Source organism: Rhodoplanes roseus (assembly GCF_003258865.1).
GTDB lineage: Bacteria > Pseudomonadota > Alphaproteobacteria > Rhizobiales > Xanthobacteraceae > Rhodoplanes > Rhodoplanes roseus.
This window is the reverse complement of sequence record NZ_NPEX01000115.1, coordinates 1-14,874: the sequence shown is the minus strand read 5'-3', so window position 1 is coordinate 14,874 and position 14,874 is coordinate 1. Positions and strand designations below refer to the sequence as shown.

The following is a 14,874-nucleotide window of genomic DNA, read 5'->3' as shown; positions in this document are numbered from 1 at the left end:
CGGCTCGCATTTCGAGAGCTTCTCGTTCGGGCCGGAAGGCTTCCGGCGCGCGGCCGGGGGTGGCGGTGGCGGAGCCCGCGGCTTCGGCGGCTTCGAGGACATTCTCAAGGACGTGTTCGGCGGCGCGGCGGCGCAGGGTCGGCGGACCGGCTTCGGCGGCGGCTCCCCGTTCGAGCCGGAGGACCTGCACGAGGCACCGGCCGGCCGCGACGTCGAGGCCGCCGTCACGATCACGCTGGCCGAGGCCGCCAAGGGCGGCAACCGCCGGGTGCATCTGCCGACCGGCAAGGAGGTCGAGGTCAAGATCCCGGCCGGCCTGAGCGACGGCCAGCAGATCCGGCTGAAAGGGCAGGGGCTGCCCGGCCCCGGCGCGGTCGGCGACGCCCTGGTGACCATCACGATCGCGCCGCATCCGCTGTTCGAGCGCGACGGCGCCAACCTGCGGCTCGATCTGCCCGTGACGCTCTACGAGGCGGTGCTGGGCGGCAAGGTGCGGGTGCCGACGCTCGACGGCGCGGTGGAGCTGGCGATCCCGGCCGGCACCTCCAGCGGCCGGACCTTCCGGCTCAAGGGCAAGGGCCTGCCCGCCAAGGGCGGCCCCGGCGATCTTTTGGCGAGCGTGCGCATCGTGCTGCCGAAGGAGAGCGACACCGAGCTCGACGATCTGATGCGCCACTGGCGCGACCACAAGGCCTACGATCCCCGCGGCGACATGGAGTGACGCCGGGCGCGGCCCACGGCACGCGGCCCTCACGCCTCCGGGGCGAGCGGGGCCGTCGGTGTCGCCTGGTCGCCGAGCGCCAGCGCGAGCGGGCGGCCGTCGCCGAGCGGCGTCAGCAGCACGGTCAGCACCCCGATCCGCGCGCCGAGTGGTGGGACCAACACCAGCAGCGAGCCCCCCGGGCCTGCCCGCACGATGTCGTCCGCGAGCGTCGCGTCGACGGCGCGCAGCCGGTCGGCGCCCAGCATCGTCACCGCGCCCTTCTGCACGGCATCGGCGCCGGTCTCGCCCTGCTGCAGGGCGACGCCGCGCACCAGCGCCCGCGAAGCGAGCTGGCCGACCGGGATCGCCACTGCCTCGATGCGGCCTTCGGCCATCAGGGGTACGCGGAGGCGGAGGTCTCCGGCGGGCGTCCGCAGGCAGGTGACCTCGACCGGCGCGGCGCGGCGCTGATCGACCAGCGTGACGGTGATCCGTCCGCACGGGACGTCGCCGAACACGTCACCCGGCAGCGCACCGGCGCCGAACAGCGTGTAGGCGAAGCCGTGCAGGGGCGAAACGGCGGCGAGGCTGCCGGCCGGCCACATCGGCGGCGCCTCGATCCCGCAGGCGTCGGGCAGCGGTCGCGCCAGGACGGCCCGGCTCGCAGCGTCCGGATCGGCGAGCGGCACGGTGTTGCGTGAGCCGAGATTGACGTCGTGGGTCAGGCCGCCGAGCAGCAGCACCTCGTCGTCGGTGGGCAGCAGCAGCAGCCGGCCCAGCATCGCGGCCGTCCAGGCCGCCGTCGTTTGCGCGGTCTCGGTGTCCGTCGCGGCGAACGGATCGGGGCGGCCCTCGAGAGACTCGAGCGCGAGTGCCGTCGCGAAGGCCAGGGCGCCGGTCCGCGCCTCGGCCGTGAGCGCGACCTGGGCCGGATCGCGCTGCTCGGTCTCGCGCACCGGGGCGCCGTCGCGATAGGACCGTACGCTGCCGGTCGCCGCGGCGCAGAGCTGCTCCAGCACGGCGATGTTCGACAGGAGCGCCGCCTTGGTCTCGGGCGTCACCACCAGATCCGAGATCAGGCTCTCGGCGGTGTCGCGGCCGAGATCGTCCAGGGCGGCGTCGCGGCCGAGCAGATAGAGCCCGTGCAGCCGCGGGCCGCCGGTGCCCGGACGGGCGGCGTCGAGGGCGCGACGCAACCCCTTCTGGACCGAGCCGCCATAGCCGAGGTCGACCAGGACCAGGTCGGTGACGGAGTCGAAGGCGTCGATCTCGCGGCGCAGATGGGCGAGCACGCCGCTCCGCATGCCGTCGGCCAGATCCACGATCATCTTGCGGCCGAACAGGCGGGGCAGGGCGGTCGCCAGCGCCCGACCCGTCGTGGTTCCGCCCGCCTTGGAGAAGAAGCGCTTCAGCGCCGGGGCGTCGAGCCCGAGCATGTCGACCGCGGTGCGGTGGTCGATCACGCCGATCGCCTGGAACAGCGGGCCGAAGCCGATCGGATCATCGACGGCCGCGAGCGCGGCGGTGCGCCGGTTGATCTCCAGATAGGCGGCCCGCCGCTCCGGATGCAGCCGGGCCCAAAAGTCGCGCGCCAGGAACGCGATCGCGACGCGGCCGCCCGCGGCCGCCAGCCGGTCCACGCGGTCGGCCACGAAGCGGTCGAAGGCCGCCATCACCGGGCCCAGCACCGCGGTGCCGAGAATGCCGGCCGGCGAGGTCGCCGGCGTGGTCCGGGCGATGCGACGGCGCAGGCTGCGCAGGCCGGCGTCGAGGCGGCGGCCGGTGGCGGCGCCGTGGGTGGCGAGCGAGAAGATCGTGTCCTCGCGCTGGAGCACGCCGGCCAGCCAGGGCGTCGCCTGCGCATAGGCCCGCGCCCCGATCCCGAGCTTTCGCGGGGTGGCGACGTCCGCCACCGGATGGTCGCCGATATGGGTCAGCTCGCCGGGCGAGAGCCCCTCGGCCGCCAGTACGCGTTCGAACAGCTTTCGCGACTTGCCGGTGTCGTGGTCGCACGAGGCGTAGAGAAAATCCCAGGCGAGGCCGGGCCGGCAGTGGCGCAGCAGTCGCCCGAGCCGCTCGGCGCCCCAATAGGTGTCCGAGACGAAACCGGTGCGGAAACCGTCGCTGCGCGCCTCGTCGTACAGGAAGGCGATCTCCGGGTCGGCGAGGCAGAGGTCGAGCTCGGCCCGGAACTCGGCTTCGGCCAGCTCCTCGGGCGAGAGTGCGGACAGCCCGAACAGGCGGCGCGGGAACTCGGCCCAGATCGCCTCGATCGTCACCTCGCCGTCCCGGCCGGCCCGGGCGCTCTTGCGCCGCGCCGCGCCTTCCGCCAGCCGCCGATGCTGGACGAAGCTTTCGACCAGGCCGGGCCGCCCGACATCCGCGCCGGCATGCCGGCAGGCCAGCTCGAACACGCCCTCCGGCGTGGTGCAGCGGCGCATCAGCACGGTGTCGAAGACGTCGAACGAGACCGCCACCCCGGCCCGCGGCGCCGGCGCGATGCCGCCCGCGGCCGCTCCCGTCCCGGCCCGGTCCGGAGCGCCTGCGGGCGGACGCCCCCCCGCCTCGCCGGACACTCCTCGCTCGTCGACCCGCATCTCCCGTCCCCCTCGCATGTGTCCCCTTTGTAAACGCCACGCCGCCCCGAACCGGGCGGCCTTCGTCGCGCAGGCGAGGCGACCGGGGTGGGCCGTTCAGGAGATCGGCCGCCGACTTTCCATGGGGAACCGCAGGAAATCCCGACCAATTGCTGGTGCTTGGGTAAGCTTCCTTCGCCTTGCCGCCCCCTGGTGCCTGTGCCATAGGTGCGGCCGCGCCGGTCACCGGCAGCACAGAGGATCATCATGCCGGATACTGCAGGGCTCCTGCGCGGCAAGCGCGGGCTCATTTTTGGCGTCGCCAACAATCGTTCGATCGCGTGGGGAATCGCCAAGGCGGCGCGGGCCCAGGGCGCGGAGCTGGCTTTCACCTATCAGGGCGACGTGCTCAAGAAGCGGGTCGAGCCGCTCGCGGCCGAGCTCGGCGCCACGCTGATCGGCCACTGCGACGTGACCGATCCGTCGACCATCGACGCCGTGTTCGCGGCGGCGGCCGAGACCTTCGGCAGCATCGACTTCATCGTCCACGCCATCGCGTTCTCCGACAAGGACGAGCTCGACGGCCGCTATGTCGACACCACGGCCGACAATTTCACCAAGACGATGCTGATCAGCTGCTACTCGTTCACGGCGCTCGCCCAGCGCGCCGAGAAGCTGATGCCGAACGGCGGGGCGCTGCTGACGCTCACCTATTACGGCGCCGAGAAGTGGATGCCGCACTACAACGTCATGGGCGTCGCCAAGGCCGGGCTCGAGGCCTCGGTGCGCTATCTGGCGGCCGATCTCGGCGAGAAGAACATCCGGGTCAACGCCGTCTCGGCCGGCCCGATCAAGACGCTGGCCGCGGCCGGCATCGGCGACTTCCGTTACATTCTGCGGTGGAACGAGTACAACTCCCCGTTGAAGCGGACCGTGACGATCGACGAGGTCGGCGACACCGCCGTTTATCTCCTGTCCGATCTGGCGCGCGGCGTGACGGGCGAGATCCACCACGTCGATGCGGGCTATCACGTGGTCGGCATGAAGCGGCCGGACGCGCCCGACATCTCGGTCGTCAAGGACTAGCCCGGCGGGCCGCAGGCGCGGCCCGGTTCGCGGCCGGGCCGGCGGGAGCGGGGCCGATTTGACCCCCGGGGGCCCCCGCGCTACCAGACCGGCAGCAGGACCCCCACCATCATGTCGTTCAACACCTTCGGCACCTTGTTCCGCGTCACCACCTTCGGCGAGAGCCACGGGCCGGCGCTCGGCTGCGTGGTCGACGGGTGCCCGCCCAAAATTCCGCTGGAGGCCGCCGAGATCCAGGAGCGGCTCGACCGCCGGCGGCCGGGGCAGTCCCGCTTCACCACGCAGCGCCGCGAGCCGGACGAGGTGAAGATCCTGTCCGGCGTGTTCGCCGACCCGGACACGGGCCGCCAGGTGACCACCGGCACGCCGATCGCGCTCTTGATCGAGAACACCGACCAGCGCAGCAAGGACTATTCGGCGATCCAGGACACCTACCGGCCGGGCCACGCCGACTTCACCTACGACGCCAAGTACGGGCTGCGCGACTATCGCGGCGGCGGCCGCTCCTCGGCGCGCGAGACGGCGGCCCGGGTCGCGGCCGGCGCGATCGCCCGCAAGATCGTCCCCGGTCTCATGGTCCGCGCCGCGCTCGTGAAGGTCGGTCGGCACGAGATCGACCGGCGCAACTGGGACTGGGACGAGATCGACCGGAATCCGCTGTTCTGCCCGGACGCCGAGGCGGCGCGGGTGTTCGCCGATTATCTCGACGACGTGCGCAAGAGCGGGTCGTCGATCGGGGCCATCGTCGAGGTGGTGGCCGAGGGCGTGCCGGCGGGGCTCGGCGCGCCGGTCTACGGCAAGCTCGATGCGGACCTCGCTTCGGCCCTGATGGGCATCAACGCCGTGAAGGGGGTCGAGATCGGCGCCGGTTTCGCCTCGGCCGAGCTCAGCGGCGAGGAGAACGCCGACGAGATGCGCCTCGGCAACGACGGCGCGCCGCGCTTCCTCACCAATCACGCTGGCGGCGTGCTCGGCGGCATCTCCACCGGCCAGCCGCTGGTCTGCCGCTTCGCCGTCAAGCCGACCTCCTCGATCCTCACCCCGCGGGCGACCGTGAACCGCTGGGGCGAGGAGACCGAAATTCTGACAAAAGGCCGCCACGACCCCTGCGTCGGCATCCGGGCCGTCCCGGTCGCCGAGGCGATGGTGGCCTGCGTGGTCGCCGATCACTATCTGCGCCAACGCGGCCAGGTCGGCGACACGCCGGCATGGCCGTTCGTGCGACCGGCCGCGCCGGCCGAAGAGATCCCTGCCGCTCATACGAAAGCCCGTGAATGACGAACGAGAACAACAAGCGCGTCGAGGTGGCCGTCGCCGCCTTCGCGCGCGGCGAGCTGGTCATCGTCACCGACGACAACGACCGTGAGGACGAGGGCGATCTCTTCGTCGCGGCGTCGATGTGCACGCCCGAGAAGATGGCCTTCATCATCCGCCACACCTCGGGCATCGTCTGCGCGCCGCTGTCCGGCGAGGAGGCGAAGCGTCTCCGGCTCGACCCCATGGTGGCGCTCAACGACGCGCCGCTCGGCACCGCCTTCACGGTGTCGGTCGACGTGAAGCACGGCTTCGTCACCGGCATCTCGGCCGAGGAGCGCACCAACACGGTGCGGGCGCTCGCCAACCACAACAGCGCGGCGGCCGATTTCGTGCGGCCCGGCCACGTGTTTCCGCTGGTCGCGCGCGAAGGCGGCGTGCTCATGCGCTCCGGCCACACCGAGGCCTGCGTCGACATGTGCCGCCTCGCCGGTCTGCCGCCGGTCGGCGTGCTGGCCGAGCTGATGAACGACGACGGCACCGTGATGCGCGGGCCCGAGGTGCGCGCGTTCGCCGAAAGGCACAAGCTGGTCAACATCTCGGTCGCCGATCTGATCGCCTACCGGCAGGTGCGCGACAAGCTGGTCGAGCGCATCAGCTCCTTCACGGTGCAGACCGAGATCGGTCCACTGAAGGGCTACGCCTATGTGACGCCGTTCGAGGCCGTGCACCACATGGCCATCGTGGTCGGCGAGGTCGGCGACGGCGTCGACGTGCTCACCCGGCTGCACCGGCACAATCTGCTGCGCGACACGTTCGGCGGCGCCCCCGGCGTCCACGCCGCGCTGCGCCGGTTCAAGGAGGAGGGCCGCGGCGTGCTGGTCTTCCTGCGCGACGGCACGGTCGGCGTGCCGGCGGCCGATCTCCCGAAGAACGGCGACTCCGGATCCGAGCACGCGCGCATCATGCAGTGGCGCGAGATCGGCGTCGGCGCGCAGATCCTCAAGGATCTCGGCGTCTCCTCGATCCGTCTGCTGACCTCGGCCGAGCACAAGTATGTCGGGCTCGGCGGCTTCGGCATCGAGATCGTCGGCACCGAGCCGATCTCGAGCTGATCGTGCGTATTCCTGCGCCTCACGGTCGAGCCGGCCGTGGGGCTCGCGCGACCGTCGCCGTCGCGCATCCTGGCGTACCGTCGTGATGATACGATCGTGAACGCGGCCGCGGCCCGCCCTGTGAGAGCATTTCGATTCTCACGGACTCGGAGACGGGCATGCGGACAGGGACTTGGGCGGCGGCTGCCGTTGTGGCGGCCGCAGGCATCGCCGGCTTCACCGCCGTCGGAGCAGGGGCGGGGCCCGGCCCGGCACCGGCGCTGCGCTTCGCCGACCTGCCGAAATCCCAGGCCGACTCGACCGTCGACGTCGAGATCGTGCTGGCCGTCGACATCTCCTATTCGATGGATCCTGAGGAGCAGGCGCTGCAGCGCGAGGGCTACGTCGCGGCGCTCGGCTCGCCGGAGTTCCTCGGCGCCCTCAAGCAGGGCATGCACGGCAAGATCGTCGTGACCTATGTCGAATGGGCCGGCGCCGCCGACCAGCGCGTGCTGGTGCCGTGGCGCGTGATCGACGGCCCCGCCAGTGCCGAGGCCTTCGCCGCGTCGATCGCCGAAGCGCCGTATCGCCGAGCCTATCGTACGTCGATCTCGGGCGCGCTGCAGTTCTCGGCGGATCTGTTCAAGGACAGTGGCCAGCGCGGCATCCGGCGCGTCATCGACGTCTCGGGTGACGGCGCCAACAATCAGGGCGCACTCGTCGACGCCACCCGCGACGAGGTGATCGCCAAGGGCATCACCATCAACGGCCTGCCGCTGGTGCTCAAGCGCCCCAACGCCGCCACGATGGATATCGAGGCGCTCGACGTCTACTACGAGGACTGCGTGATCGGCGGACCTTCGGCCTTCATGATCCCGATCCGCGACCGCACCCAGTTCAAGGAAGCGACGCGGACCAAGCTGGTGCTGGAGATCGCCGGCCGTACTCCGGAGCTGCGCGTGATCCCGGCCGCGGCGAGCCAGCCGCGCATCTCCTGCACGATCGGCGAACGCATGTGGCAGCAGCGCTGGGGCCGGGATTTCAATTGAGCATCTGATCACTTCGCGGGGACTGGCTTTCGACCCTCTCCCTCGCGAGGGCTTTGCACAATCCGTCATTCCGGGGCGCGCCAAAGGCGCGAACCCGGAATCCAGCGGCGAACTCGGCATTTTTCGCTGGATTCCGGGTCCGGCGCTGCGCGCCGTCCCGGAATGACCAATGATGCAAAGCCTTCCTCGCGGGAGAGAGGTTCAAGACGGTGCCCAGCGGACACTCACCGCGAAAACTTCGCGACGATCTCGACGTGATAAGAATAGCGGAACTGATCGACCGGCGTGACGTCGGTCAGCCGGTAGCCGCCGGCGATCAGCAGGGCGGCGTCACGGGCGAAGGTCGCGCTGTTGCACGAGACGGCGACGACGATCGGCACGCGGCTCTCGGCCAGCGCGCGCGCCTGCGCCTCGGCGCCCTGGCGGGGCGGATCGAACACCACGGCGTCGACCTTGCCGAGCTCGTGGGCGATCACCGGACGGCGGAACAGGTCGCGCGCCTCGGCCGTCACCGGCTTGAGCCCCGGCGTATTGGCGACCGCCTTGGTCAGCGCCGCGACCGCCTCGGCGTCGATCTCGAGGGCGCGCACGCGGGCCCGCTCGGCGAGCCGCAGGGCGAAGGGTCCGAGCCCGGCGAACAGGTCGACGACGCTCTTGGCCGGCCCGACGTGATGATCCACGAGCCGCGCCAGCTGCGCCTCGCCCTCGGCGGTCGCCTGCAGGAACGGTCCGGGCGGCAGCGCCACGGTGGCCCGCCCGATCCGCACGGTCGGGGCGGCGCGCTGGGCGACGAGCTCGCCGTGCCGCGTCAGGCGGGCGAGCCGGTGGTGGTCGCAGACCGCCGCCAGGGCGCGGGTGCGGTCCGCCTTCAGCGGGCCGGAGCCGCGCACGTCGATGTCGAGCCCGACGTCCGTGGCGGTCGCCTGGATGTCGAGCGGCTTGCGCAGCGGGTGCAGCGCCTCGGCGATCGCCCAGGCGGCCTCGATGGTGCCCTTCAGCCCGGGCGCCGTGATCGGACAGCGGTCGATCGGCACGATGTCGTGGGCGCGCTGCGCCGCGAAGCCGACCTGGAGAATGTCGTGGGTGCCGCGCCGAGCGTGCAACGTGACGCGTCGGCGGCCGTCGCCATGCGCATCGACGAGGTCGTCGACGGGCGCGTCGAGCCCCGCGGCGCGCAGCGCCTCGACCAGCAGGCCGCGCTTCCAGACGCGATAGAGATCGGGGGCGACATGCTGGGTGGCGCATCCCCCGCAGACGCCGAAATGCGGGCAGATCGGCGCGATCCGGTCCGGGCTGGCGACGTCGACGCGCACCAGCCGGCGGCGGTCCGGGTGGCCCGGCACCGCCTCGACCTCGACGGTCTCGCCGGGCAATGCGTAGGGAACGTAGACGGTCTCGCCGGGGCCGTCCGCGACACCGTCGCCGCGTCGGCCCAGAGAACCGATGGTGAGGTGCTCGGTCATGCCGAAGCAATAGCGACCCCGGGGCGCAAGGCAACTCGTATTCGGCGCTGGCGTCGCCATCGTCGGTGCAGGAGTGCCGTGAGCGACCGGTCCGCACGCGCTGTATGTGTCGAACAAGCGGGGCGGCGTGCTCCGTCCGCACGCCGTAGTGAGAAAATAAAGATGCGCCCGCCTAGGGTGCGGCGTGCAACAAAGGAACCCCCGCCCGTGGACACCAAGAACAATTCCCTCGACCACCTGTTCTCATCGGCCCGTGTCGTAGAGCGGCGAGGCTTTCTCGCGTCCGGCGCCGCGTTGCTCACCGCCGCGTATGCGGGCGAGGCCGTCGCGGCGACGGCGGCCGCCGCGACCACGGCCGCGACCGAGCAGGATCGGCAGCACATGCGCATGGCCATCGACCTGATGCGCAAGGCCGGCGTGGTCGAGAAGACCGGCGGCCCGTTCGGCTGCGTCATCGTGCGCGACGGCGAGATCCTGGCCGCGTCCGGCAACAGCGTCCTCAAGGACAACGATCCCTCGGCCCATGCCGAGGTGAACGCCATCCGGGCGGCCTGCAAGAAGATCGGTGCGCCGAACATCAAGGGCGCGACCATGTTCACGAGCTGCGAGCCGTGCCCGATGTGCTACTCCACCGCCTACTGGGCGCGGGTCGGCAAGATCTATTATGCGGCGGCGTGGACCGACTACGCCGACCTGTTCGACGACTCCAACATCAGCATCGACATGAAGAAGCCCTACGCCAAGCGGGCCGTACCGGTCGCTCCGCTGCTGCGCGAGGACGCGCAGAAGGTCTGGCTGGAGTTCCGCAAGATGCCGGACGGCGCCAAGTACTGATCGACGCTCGCGACAACGGCGCGGCGCGGACACCGGTCAGGTGCTGCGCCGCGCCACCAGCAGAAACTCGCGGTTGCCGTCGCCGCCGGTGATCGGCGAGGGCAGCACCGCGTGCACGGTGCAGCGGAGCGAGCGGGCCAGCGCCGTGACGGTCTCGCAGACCGCGGTGTGAATCTCGGGATCGCGCACCAGCCCTTTCTTCACGTGCTCGCGGCCGGCCTCGAACTGCGGCTTGATCAGGGCGACCACGTCGCAGTCCGGCGCCGCGAGCGCCAGCGCGGCGGGCAGCACCAGCGCCAGCGGGATGAAGCTGACGTCGACGACGACCAGCGACGGCGTCTCGTCCAGCACGGCGGCGCTCAGCGCCCGGATGTCGGTCGATTCCAGCGAGACGACGCGGGGATGGGCGCGGAGGCGTGCGTGGAGCTGATCGCGGCCGACATCGACCGCATAGACCTTCCGGGCACCGCGGGAGAGCAAGAGTTCGGTGAAGCCGCCCGTCGAGGCGCCGACGTCGAGGCAGACGCGGCCGGCCGGATCGATCGGTCCCGCATCGAGCGCCGCAGCGAGCTTGAGGGCGCCGCGCGACACGTAAGGGTGCGCCGGCAGTGCCTCGATCACCGCGTCGGGTGCGATCGTGTCGGAGGGCTTGCCGACCCGCACGCCGTCGGCCGTCACGAAGCCGGCCGCGATGGCGGCCTGGGCCTTGGCGCGGCTCTCGAACAGGCCGCGATCGACCAGCAGGCGGTCGGCGCGCAGGCGAGGGGACATGGCGACAATCTCGATCGTTCGACGCCTGCGCGACGCGGCGCCTGCAAGCGGCTCGGTCGTCCACGGGCGCGACCCGCGTCGCGATCTCGCGTGAATGATGCTTCTTGTTGCGGATGGACGGCCGGGTCAAGCCTGCCGTGACCACCGCACACGAAAACGGCCGGGCGGAGCGCCCGGCCGTTCGAAATCCTCACGTCGCGAGACGGTCAGGCCAGCCGCACCGTCTCCTTGGCGGCGTCCTTGCCGAGGGCCTCGAACACCTTGGTGACGATGCCTTTGCGGTCGAGCCCGGCGACGGCGTACATGGCCGGCTGGGTGTCGTGGTCGATGTAGCTGTCGGGCAGCACCATGGAGCGCACCCGCAGGCCGCGGTCGAGCAGACCGTGCTCGGCGAGCGCATGCAGGCAGAAGCTGCCGAAACCGCCGATCGAGCCTTCCTCGACCGTGATCAGCACCTCGTGCTCGCGCGCGAGCCGGGTCAGCAGGTCGACGTCGAGCGGCTTGGCGAAGCGCGCATCCGCGACCGTGGTCGAGAGACCGAGCGCGGCGAGCTCGTCGGCCGCCTGCAGGCATTCGGCGAGGCGGGTGCCGTAAGAGAGTAGCGCCACCTTGTGCCCCTCGCGGATGATGCGGCCCTTGCCGATCTCCAGCGGCGTCCCCTCGAGCGGCATCGGCACGTTCATGCCCTCGCCGCGCGGATAGCGCAGCGCGGTCGGGTGCTGGTCGCAGGCGACCTGGGTGGCGACCATGTGCACGAGGTCGGCCTCGTCGGCGGCCGCCATCAGCACCATGTTGGGCAGGCAGCCCAGATAGGCGACGTCGAACGAGCCCGCATGGGTCGGGCCGTCGGCGCCGACCAGGCCGGCGCGGTCCATGGCGAAGCGGACCGGCAGGTTCTGCAGCGCGACGTCGTGCACGACCTGGTCGTAGGCGCGCTGCAGGAAGGTCGAGTAGATGGCGACGAACGGCTTGTAGCCCTCGGTCGCGAGACCCGCCGCGAACGTCACCGCGTGCTGCTCGGCGATGCCGACGTCGAAGCAGCGCTCGGGGAACAGCTTGCCGAACAGGTCGAGGCCGGTGCCGGACGGCATCGCCGCCGTGATGGCGACGATCTTGGTGTCCTTCTTGGCCTCGTTCACCAGCGCGTCGGCGAACACCTTGGTGTAGGACGGCGCCTTGGCGTTGGACTTCACCTGGGCACCGGTCGCGACGTCGAACTTCACGACTCCGTGATACTTGTCGGCCGAGGTCTCGGCGGGCGGGTACCCCTTGCCCTTCTGGGTGACGCAATGGACCAGGATCGGGCCCTTGCGCTTGGCCTCGCGAACGTTCTTGAGCACCGGGAGCAGGTGGTCGAGATTGTGCCCGTCGATCGGGCCGACATAGTAGAAGCCGAGCTCCTCGAACAGCGTGCCGCCGTGCGTGATCATGTTGCGCGCGAACTCTTCGGCGCGCACCGCCTGCTCGTGCAGGCGACGGGGCAGGTGCTGGGCGAACTGCTTGCCGATCTCGCGCAGCGACAGATAGGGCTTGCCCGACATCAGCCGCGCCAGATAGGCGGACAGCGCGCCGACCGGCGGCGCGATCGACATGTCGTTGTCGTTCAGCACCACGATCAGGTTGGAGTCCATGCCGCCGGCGTTGTTGAGCGCCTCGTAGGCCATGCCGGCCGACATCGAGCCGTCGCCGATCACCGCCACCACGTGGTTGTGCTTCGACTTGTCGAGGTCGCGAGCGACCGCCATGCCGAGGCCGGCCGAGATCGAGGTCGAGGAATGGGCGGCGCCGAACGGGTCGTACGGGCTCTCGGCGCGCTTGGTGAAGCCCGAGAGGCCGCCGCCCTGGCGCAGCGTGCGGATGCGGTCGCGCCGGCCGGTGAGGATCTTGTGCGGGTAGGCCTGGTGGCCGACGTCCCAGATCAGCCGGTCCTCCGGCGTATTGAACACGTAATGCAGCGCCACCGTGAGCTCGACGACACCCAGGCTCGACCCGAGATGACCGCCGGTCTGTGAAACGGCTGCGATGGTCTCCTCGCGGAGCTCGTCGGCAAGCTGGCGGAGTTCACCCGTCTCCAGGCGCCGCAGATCGTCCGGAACGACCACGCGGTCGAGCAACGGAGTTTTCAAAGAGTCGGGCAAAGCACTACCTCCCTCGCGGGGTGGACAACAATTCCTATCAGGGACTTACACCAGATAGGCGGATTATGACAAACCGGCAGTCGCGACCCGGGCGCGCGCAGCATGTGCGAGCCCGTTTGGACTGGAACCTCTTGCCACTATTCAGTGTTCTGTCTCAACGACTTGTCGACGCGACTTGAATGTTACTTCAGCGACGCCTGGGTGGCCGAATGGCGGCACGTGCAAACTGGAAAGGCTACCTGAAGCTCTCCCTCGTGTCATGTGCCGTCGCCCTGTTTCCGGCGGTCTCGACCTCCCAGCGGGTGCGCTTCAATATTCTTAGTAAGACCACGGGCCATCGGGTTCGCAACGAGGTTGTCGATTCCGAAACCGGCGAGCCGGTTTCCGAGGAGGAGCGGGTCAAGGGCTACCGCCTCGACGACGGGTCCTACGTCCAGCTCGACGAGGAGGATCTCGACCAGGTCGCCCTGGAGAGCACCCACACCCTGGACATCGAGAGCTTCGTCCCGGCCGATGAGGTCGATCCGGTCTATTTCGACACCCCTTACTATCTGGTTCCCGACGACGAGATCGCCCAGGAGGCGTTCGCGGTCATCCGCGACGCGATGGCGGCCGAGAACGTGGTGGGTCTCGCCCGGGTGGTACTCTACCGCCGGGAGCGGATCGTGACCATCGCGCCGCGCGGGCAGGGGCTGATGGTGCGGACCCTGCACTACAAGACCGAGGTGCGCGACGAGGATGCCGCATTCGATGCGGTGGAGAAGGTGAAGATCGCCCCGGACATGGTCGATTTGGCCATTCATATCGTCAAGAGCAAGGCCGGCCACTTCGATCCGAAGAAATTCGAGGACCGCTACGACGAGGCGCTGCTGGAGCTGATCCGCTCCAAGCAGGAGGGGCGGCCGCCGCCGCCCGCCCCGGAGCCGGGCCCCGGCAACGTCATCAGCCTCATGGACGCCCTGCGCCGCAGCGTGAAGGCGGGCACCGGCGCCGCCGCGGGCGCCGCTCGATCCGAGGGAAAGGGCGAGGCCGACGCGCCGCGGACCGTCGGGCCGAAGCGCGCGGCGAAACACGCCGCCAAGCCGCCGGCCGCCAAATCGCCAGCCAAACCCGCGGCCAAATCCCGTCGTTCCGCCGCGCCGCGCAAGCGGCTGAAGAAGGCGGGCTAGATCGTTCCTCCGAGTGGTGCGTAACCCATGGCGCTCGACGTCTACCGCAAGAAGCGACAATTCGACGTCACGCCGGAGCCCCGCGGACGCAAGGCGCGCACCAAGGGCGACAGCTTCGTGGTGCAGAAGCATGCCGCCCGCCGGCTGCATTACGATTTCCGGCTCGAGCTCGACGGCGTGCTCAAGAGCTGGGCGGTGACGCGCGGACCCAGCATGGTACCGGGCGAAAAGCGGCTGGCGGTGCAGACCGAGGACCATCCGCTGGAGTATGGCGGCTTCGAGGGGACGATCCCGCAAGGCCAGTACGGCGGCGGCACCGTGATGCTGTGGGACCGCGGCCGCTGGATCCCGGACGGCGACCCGCATTTCGGGCTGAAGAAGGGCCACCTGCAGTTCACGCTGGAGGGCGAGAAGCTCGAGGGCCACTGGCACTTGGTGCGCATGCAGAAGCGCCGCGGCGACAAGCACGACAACTGGCTGCTCATCAAGAGCGAGGACGAGGCCTCCCGCACCGCCCGGGATCCCGATCTCCTGGAGGAGAAGACCCTGTCGGTGGAGACCGGCCGCTCGATCGACGAGATCGCCGCCGGCAAGACGCCCAAGCGCAAGACCAGCGTGAAGGCCGCCGCGGTGTGGCAGTCGTCCCGGACGGAAACGCCGGCATGCCTTGCCGGTGCTGCGGAGGATCGTCTCGTTGGACGATTATCTCGCGTTCGTCTCCAGGCACTATTTCCGCC

General features: G+C 70.4%; 12 protein-coding genes. 8 read left to right on the top strand and 4 right to left on the bottom strand.

Annotation, left to right across the window (positions count from 1 at the left end; all coding sequences use genetic code 11):
* The coding region (locus tag CH341_RS16905) for a J domain-containing protein (RefSeq protein ID WP_245431104.1) at positions 1–721 on the top strand (721 nt) is incomplete at its 5' end.
* 29 nt (positions 722–750) lie between these two features.
* Here CH341_RS16905 and CH341_RS16900 read toward each other — a convergent pair.
* A complete protein-coding gene (locus CH341_RS16900) occupies positions 751–3,279 on the bottom strand; it encodes an HAD family hydrolase (RefSeq protein WP_111420178.1) in 2,529 nt (842 codons plus the stop codon).
* A 267-nt stretch (positions 3,280–3,546) separates the two neighbouring features.
* Here CH341_RS16900 and fabI point away from each other — a divergent pair, with 267 nt between their 5' ends.
* The 4 genes from fabI to CH341_RS16880 all read left to right on the top strand — a co-directional run bounded on the left by fabI (position 3,547) and on the right by CH341_RS16880 (position 7,762).
* Positions 3,547–4,365, top strand: a complete 819-nt coding sequence (gene fabI / locus CH341_RS16895) for an enoyl-ACP reductase FabI (RefSeq protein WP_111420177.1) — start codon at positions 3,547–3,549, stop codon at positions 4,363–4,365.
* A 111-nt stretch (positions 4,366–4,476) separates the two neighbouring features.
* Complete coding sequence (gene aroC, locus CH341_RS16890) at positions 4,477–5,643, top strand: chorismate synthase (protein WP_111420176.1); 1,167 nt, start codon at positions 4,477–4,479, stop codon at positions 5,641–5,643.
* Entirely contained in the window at positions 5,640–6,734 is a 1,095-nt protein-coding gene (ribB, locus tag CH341_RS16885; protein WP_111420175.1) for a 3,4-dihydroxy-2-butanone-4-phosphate synthase, read from the top strand. Before aroC ends, ribB begins: the two co-directional genes overlap by 4 nt.
* Positions 6,735–6,892: 158 nt before the next feature.
* Entirely contained in the window at positions 6,893–7,762 is an 870-nt protein-coding gene (locus tag CH341_RS16880) for a DUF1194 domain-containing protein (RefSeq protein ID WP_111420174.1), read from the top strand.
* A gap of 224 nt (positions 7,763–7,986) precedes the next feature.
* Here the strand turns inward: CH341_RS16880 and CH341_RS16875 are convergent, their stop codons facing one another.
* On the bottom strand, positions 7,987–9,225 hold the full coding sequence (locus CH341_RS16875; protein ID WP_111420173.1) for a class I SAM-dependent RNA methyltransferase: 1,239 nt from the start codon (positions 9,223–9,225) through the stop codon (positions 7,987–7,989).
* Positions 9,226–9,432: 207 nt separating this feature from the next.
* Here CH341_RS16875 and CH341_RS16870 point away from each other — a divergent pair, with 207 nt between their 5' ends.
* Positions 9,433–10,059 carry a nucleoside deaminase gene (locus CH341_RS16870; protein ID WP_245431103.1) on the top strand — a complete coding sequence of 209 codons (627 nt, stop codon included), beginning with the start codon at positions 9,433–9,435 and terminating at the stop codon, positions 10,057–10,059.
* Between the two features lie 36 nt (positions 10,060–10,095).
* Here CH341_RS16870 and CH341_RS16865 read toward each other — a convergent pair whose 3' ends face one another.
* Together CH341_RS16865 and dxs are read right to left on the bottom strand one after the other, a co-directional pair.
* Positions 10,096–10,830 carry a TlyA family RNA methyltransferase gene (locus tag CH341_RS16865; protein ID WP_111420171.1) on the bottom strand — a complete coding sequence of 245 codons (735 nt, stop codon included), beginning with the start codon at positions 10,828–10,830 and terminating at the stop codon, positions 10,096–10,098.
* Between the two features lie 206 nt (positions 10,831–11,036).
* Positions 11,037–12,968 carry a 1-deoxy-D-xylulose-5-phosphate synthase gene (dxs, locus tag CH341_RS16860; RefSeq protein ID WP_111420170.1) on the bottom strand — a complete coding sequence of 644 codons (1,932 nt, stop codon included), beginning with the start codon at positions 12,966–12,968 and terminating at the stop codon, positions 11,037–11,039.
* 209 nt (positions 12,969–13,177) lie between these two features.
* Between dxs and ku the strand changes: the two genes are divergently transcribed.
* The gene (gene ku / locus CH341_RS16855; protein WP_111420169.1) at positions 13,178–14,137 is read left to right on the top strand and encodes a non-homologous end joining protein Ku; all 960 of its coding nucleotides are present in this window, start codon (positions 13,178–13,180) and stop codon (positions 14,135–14,137) included.
* Between the two features lie 27 nt (positions 14,138–14,164).
* Positions 14,165–14,874, top strand: a 710-nt coding sequence (locus tag CH341_RS16850; RefSeq protein WP_281023053.1) for a DNA polymerase ligase N-terminal domain-containing protein, incomplete at its 3' end; no start/stop codon positions are given.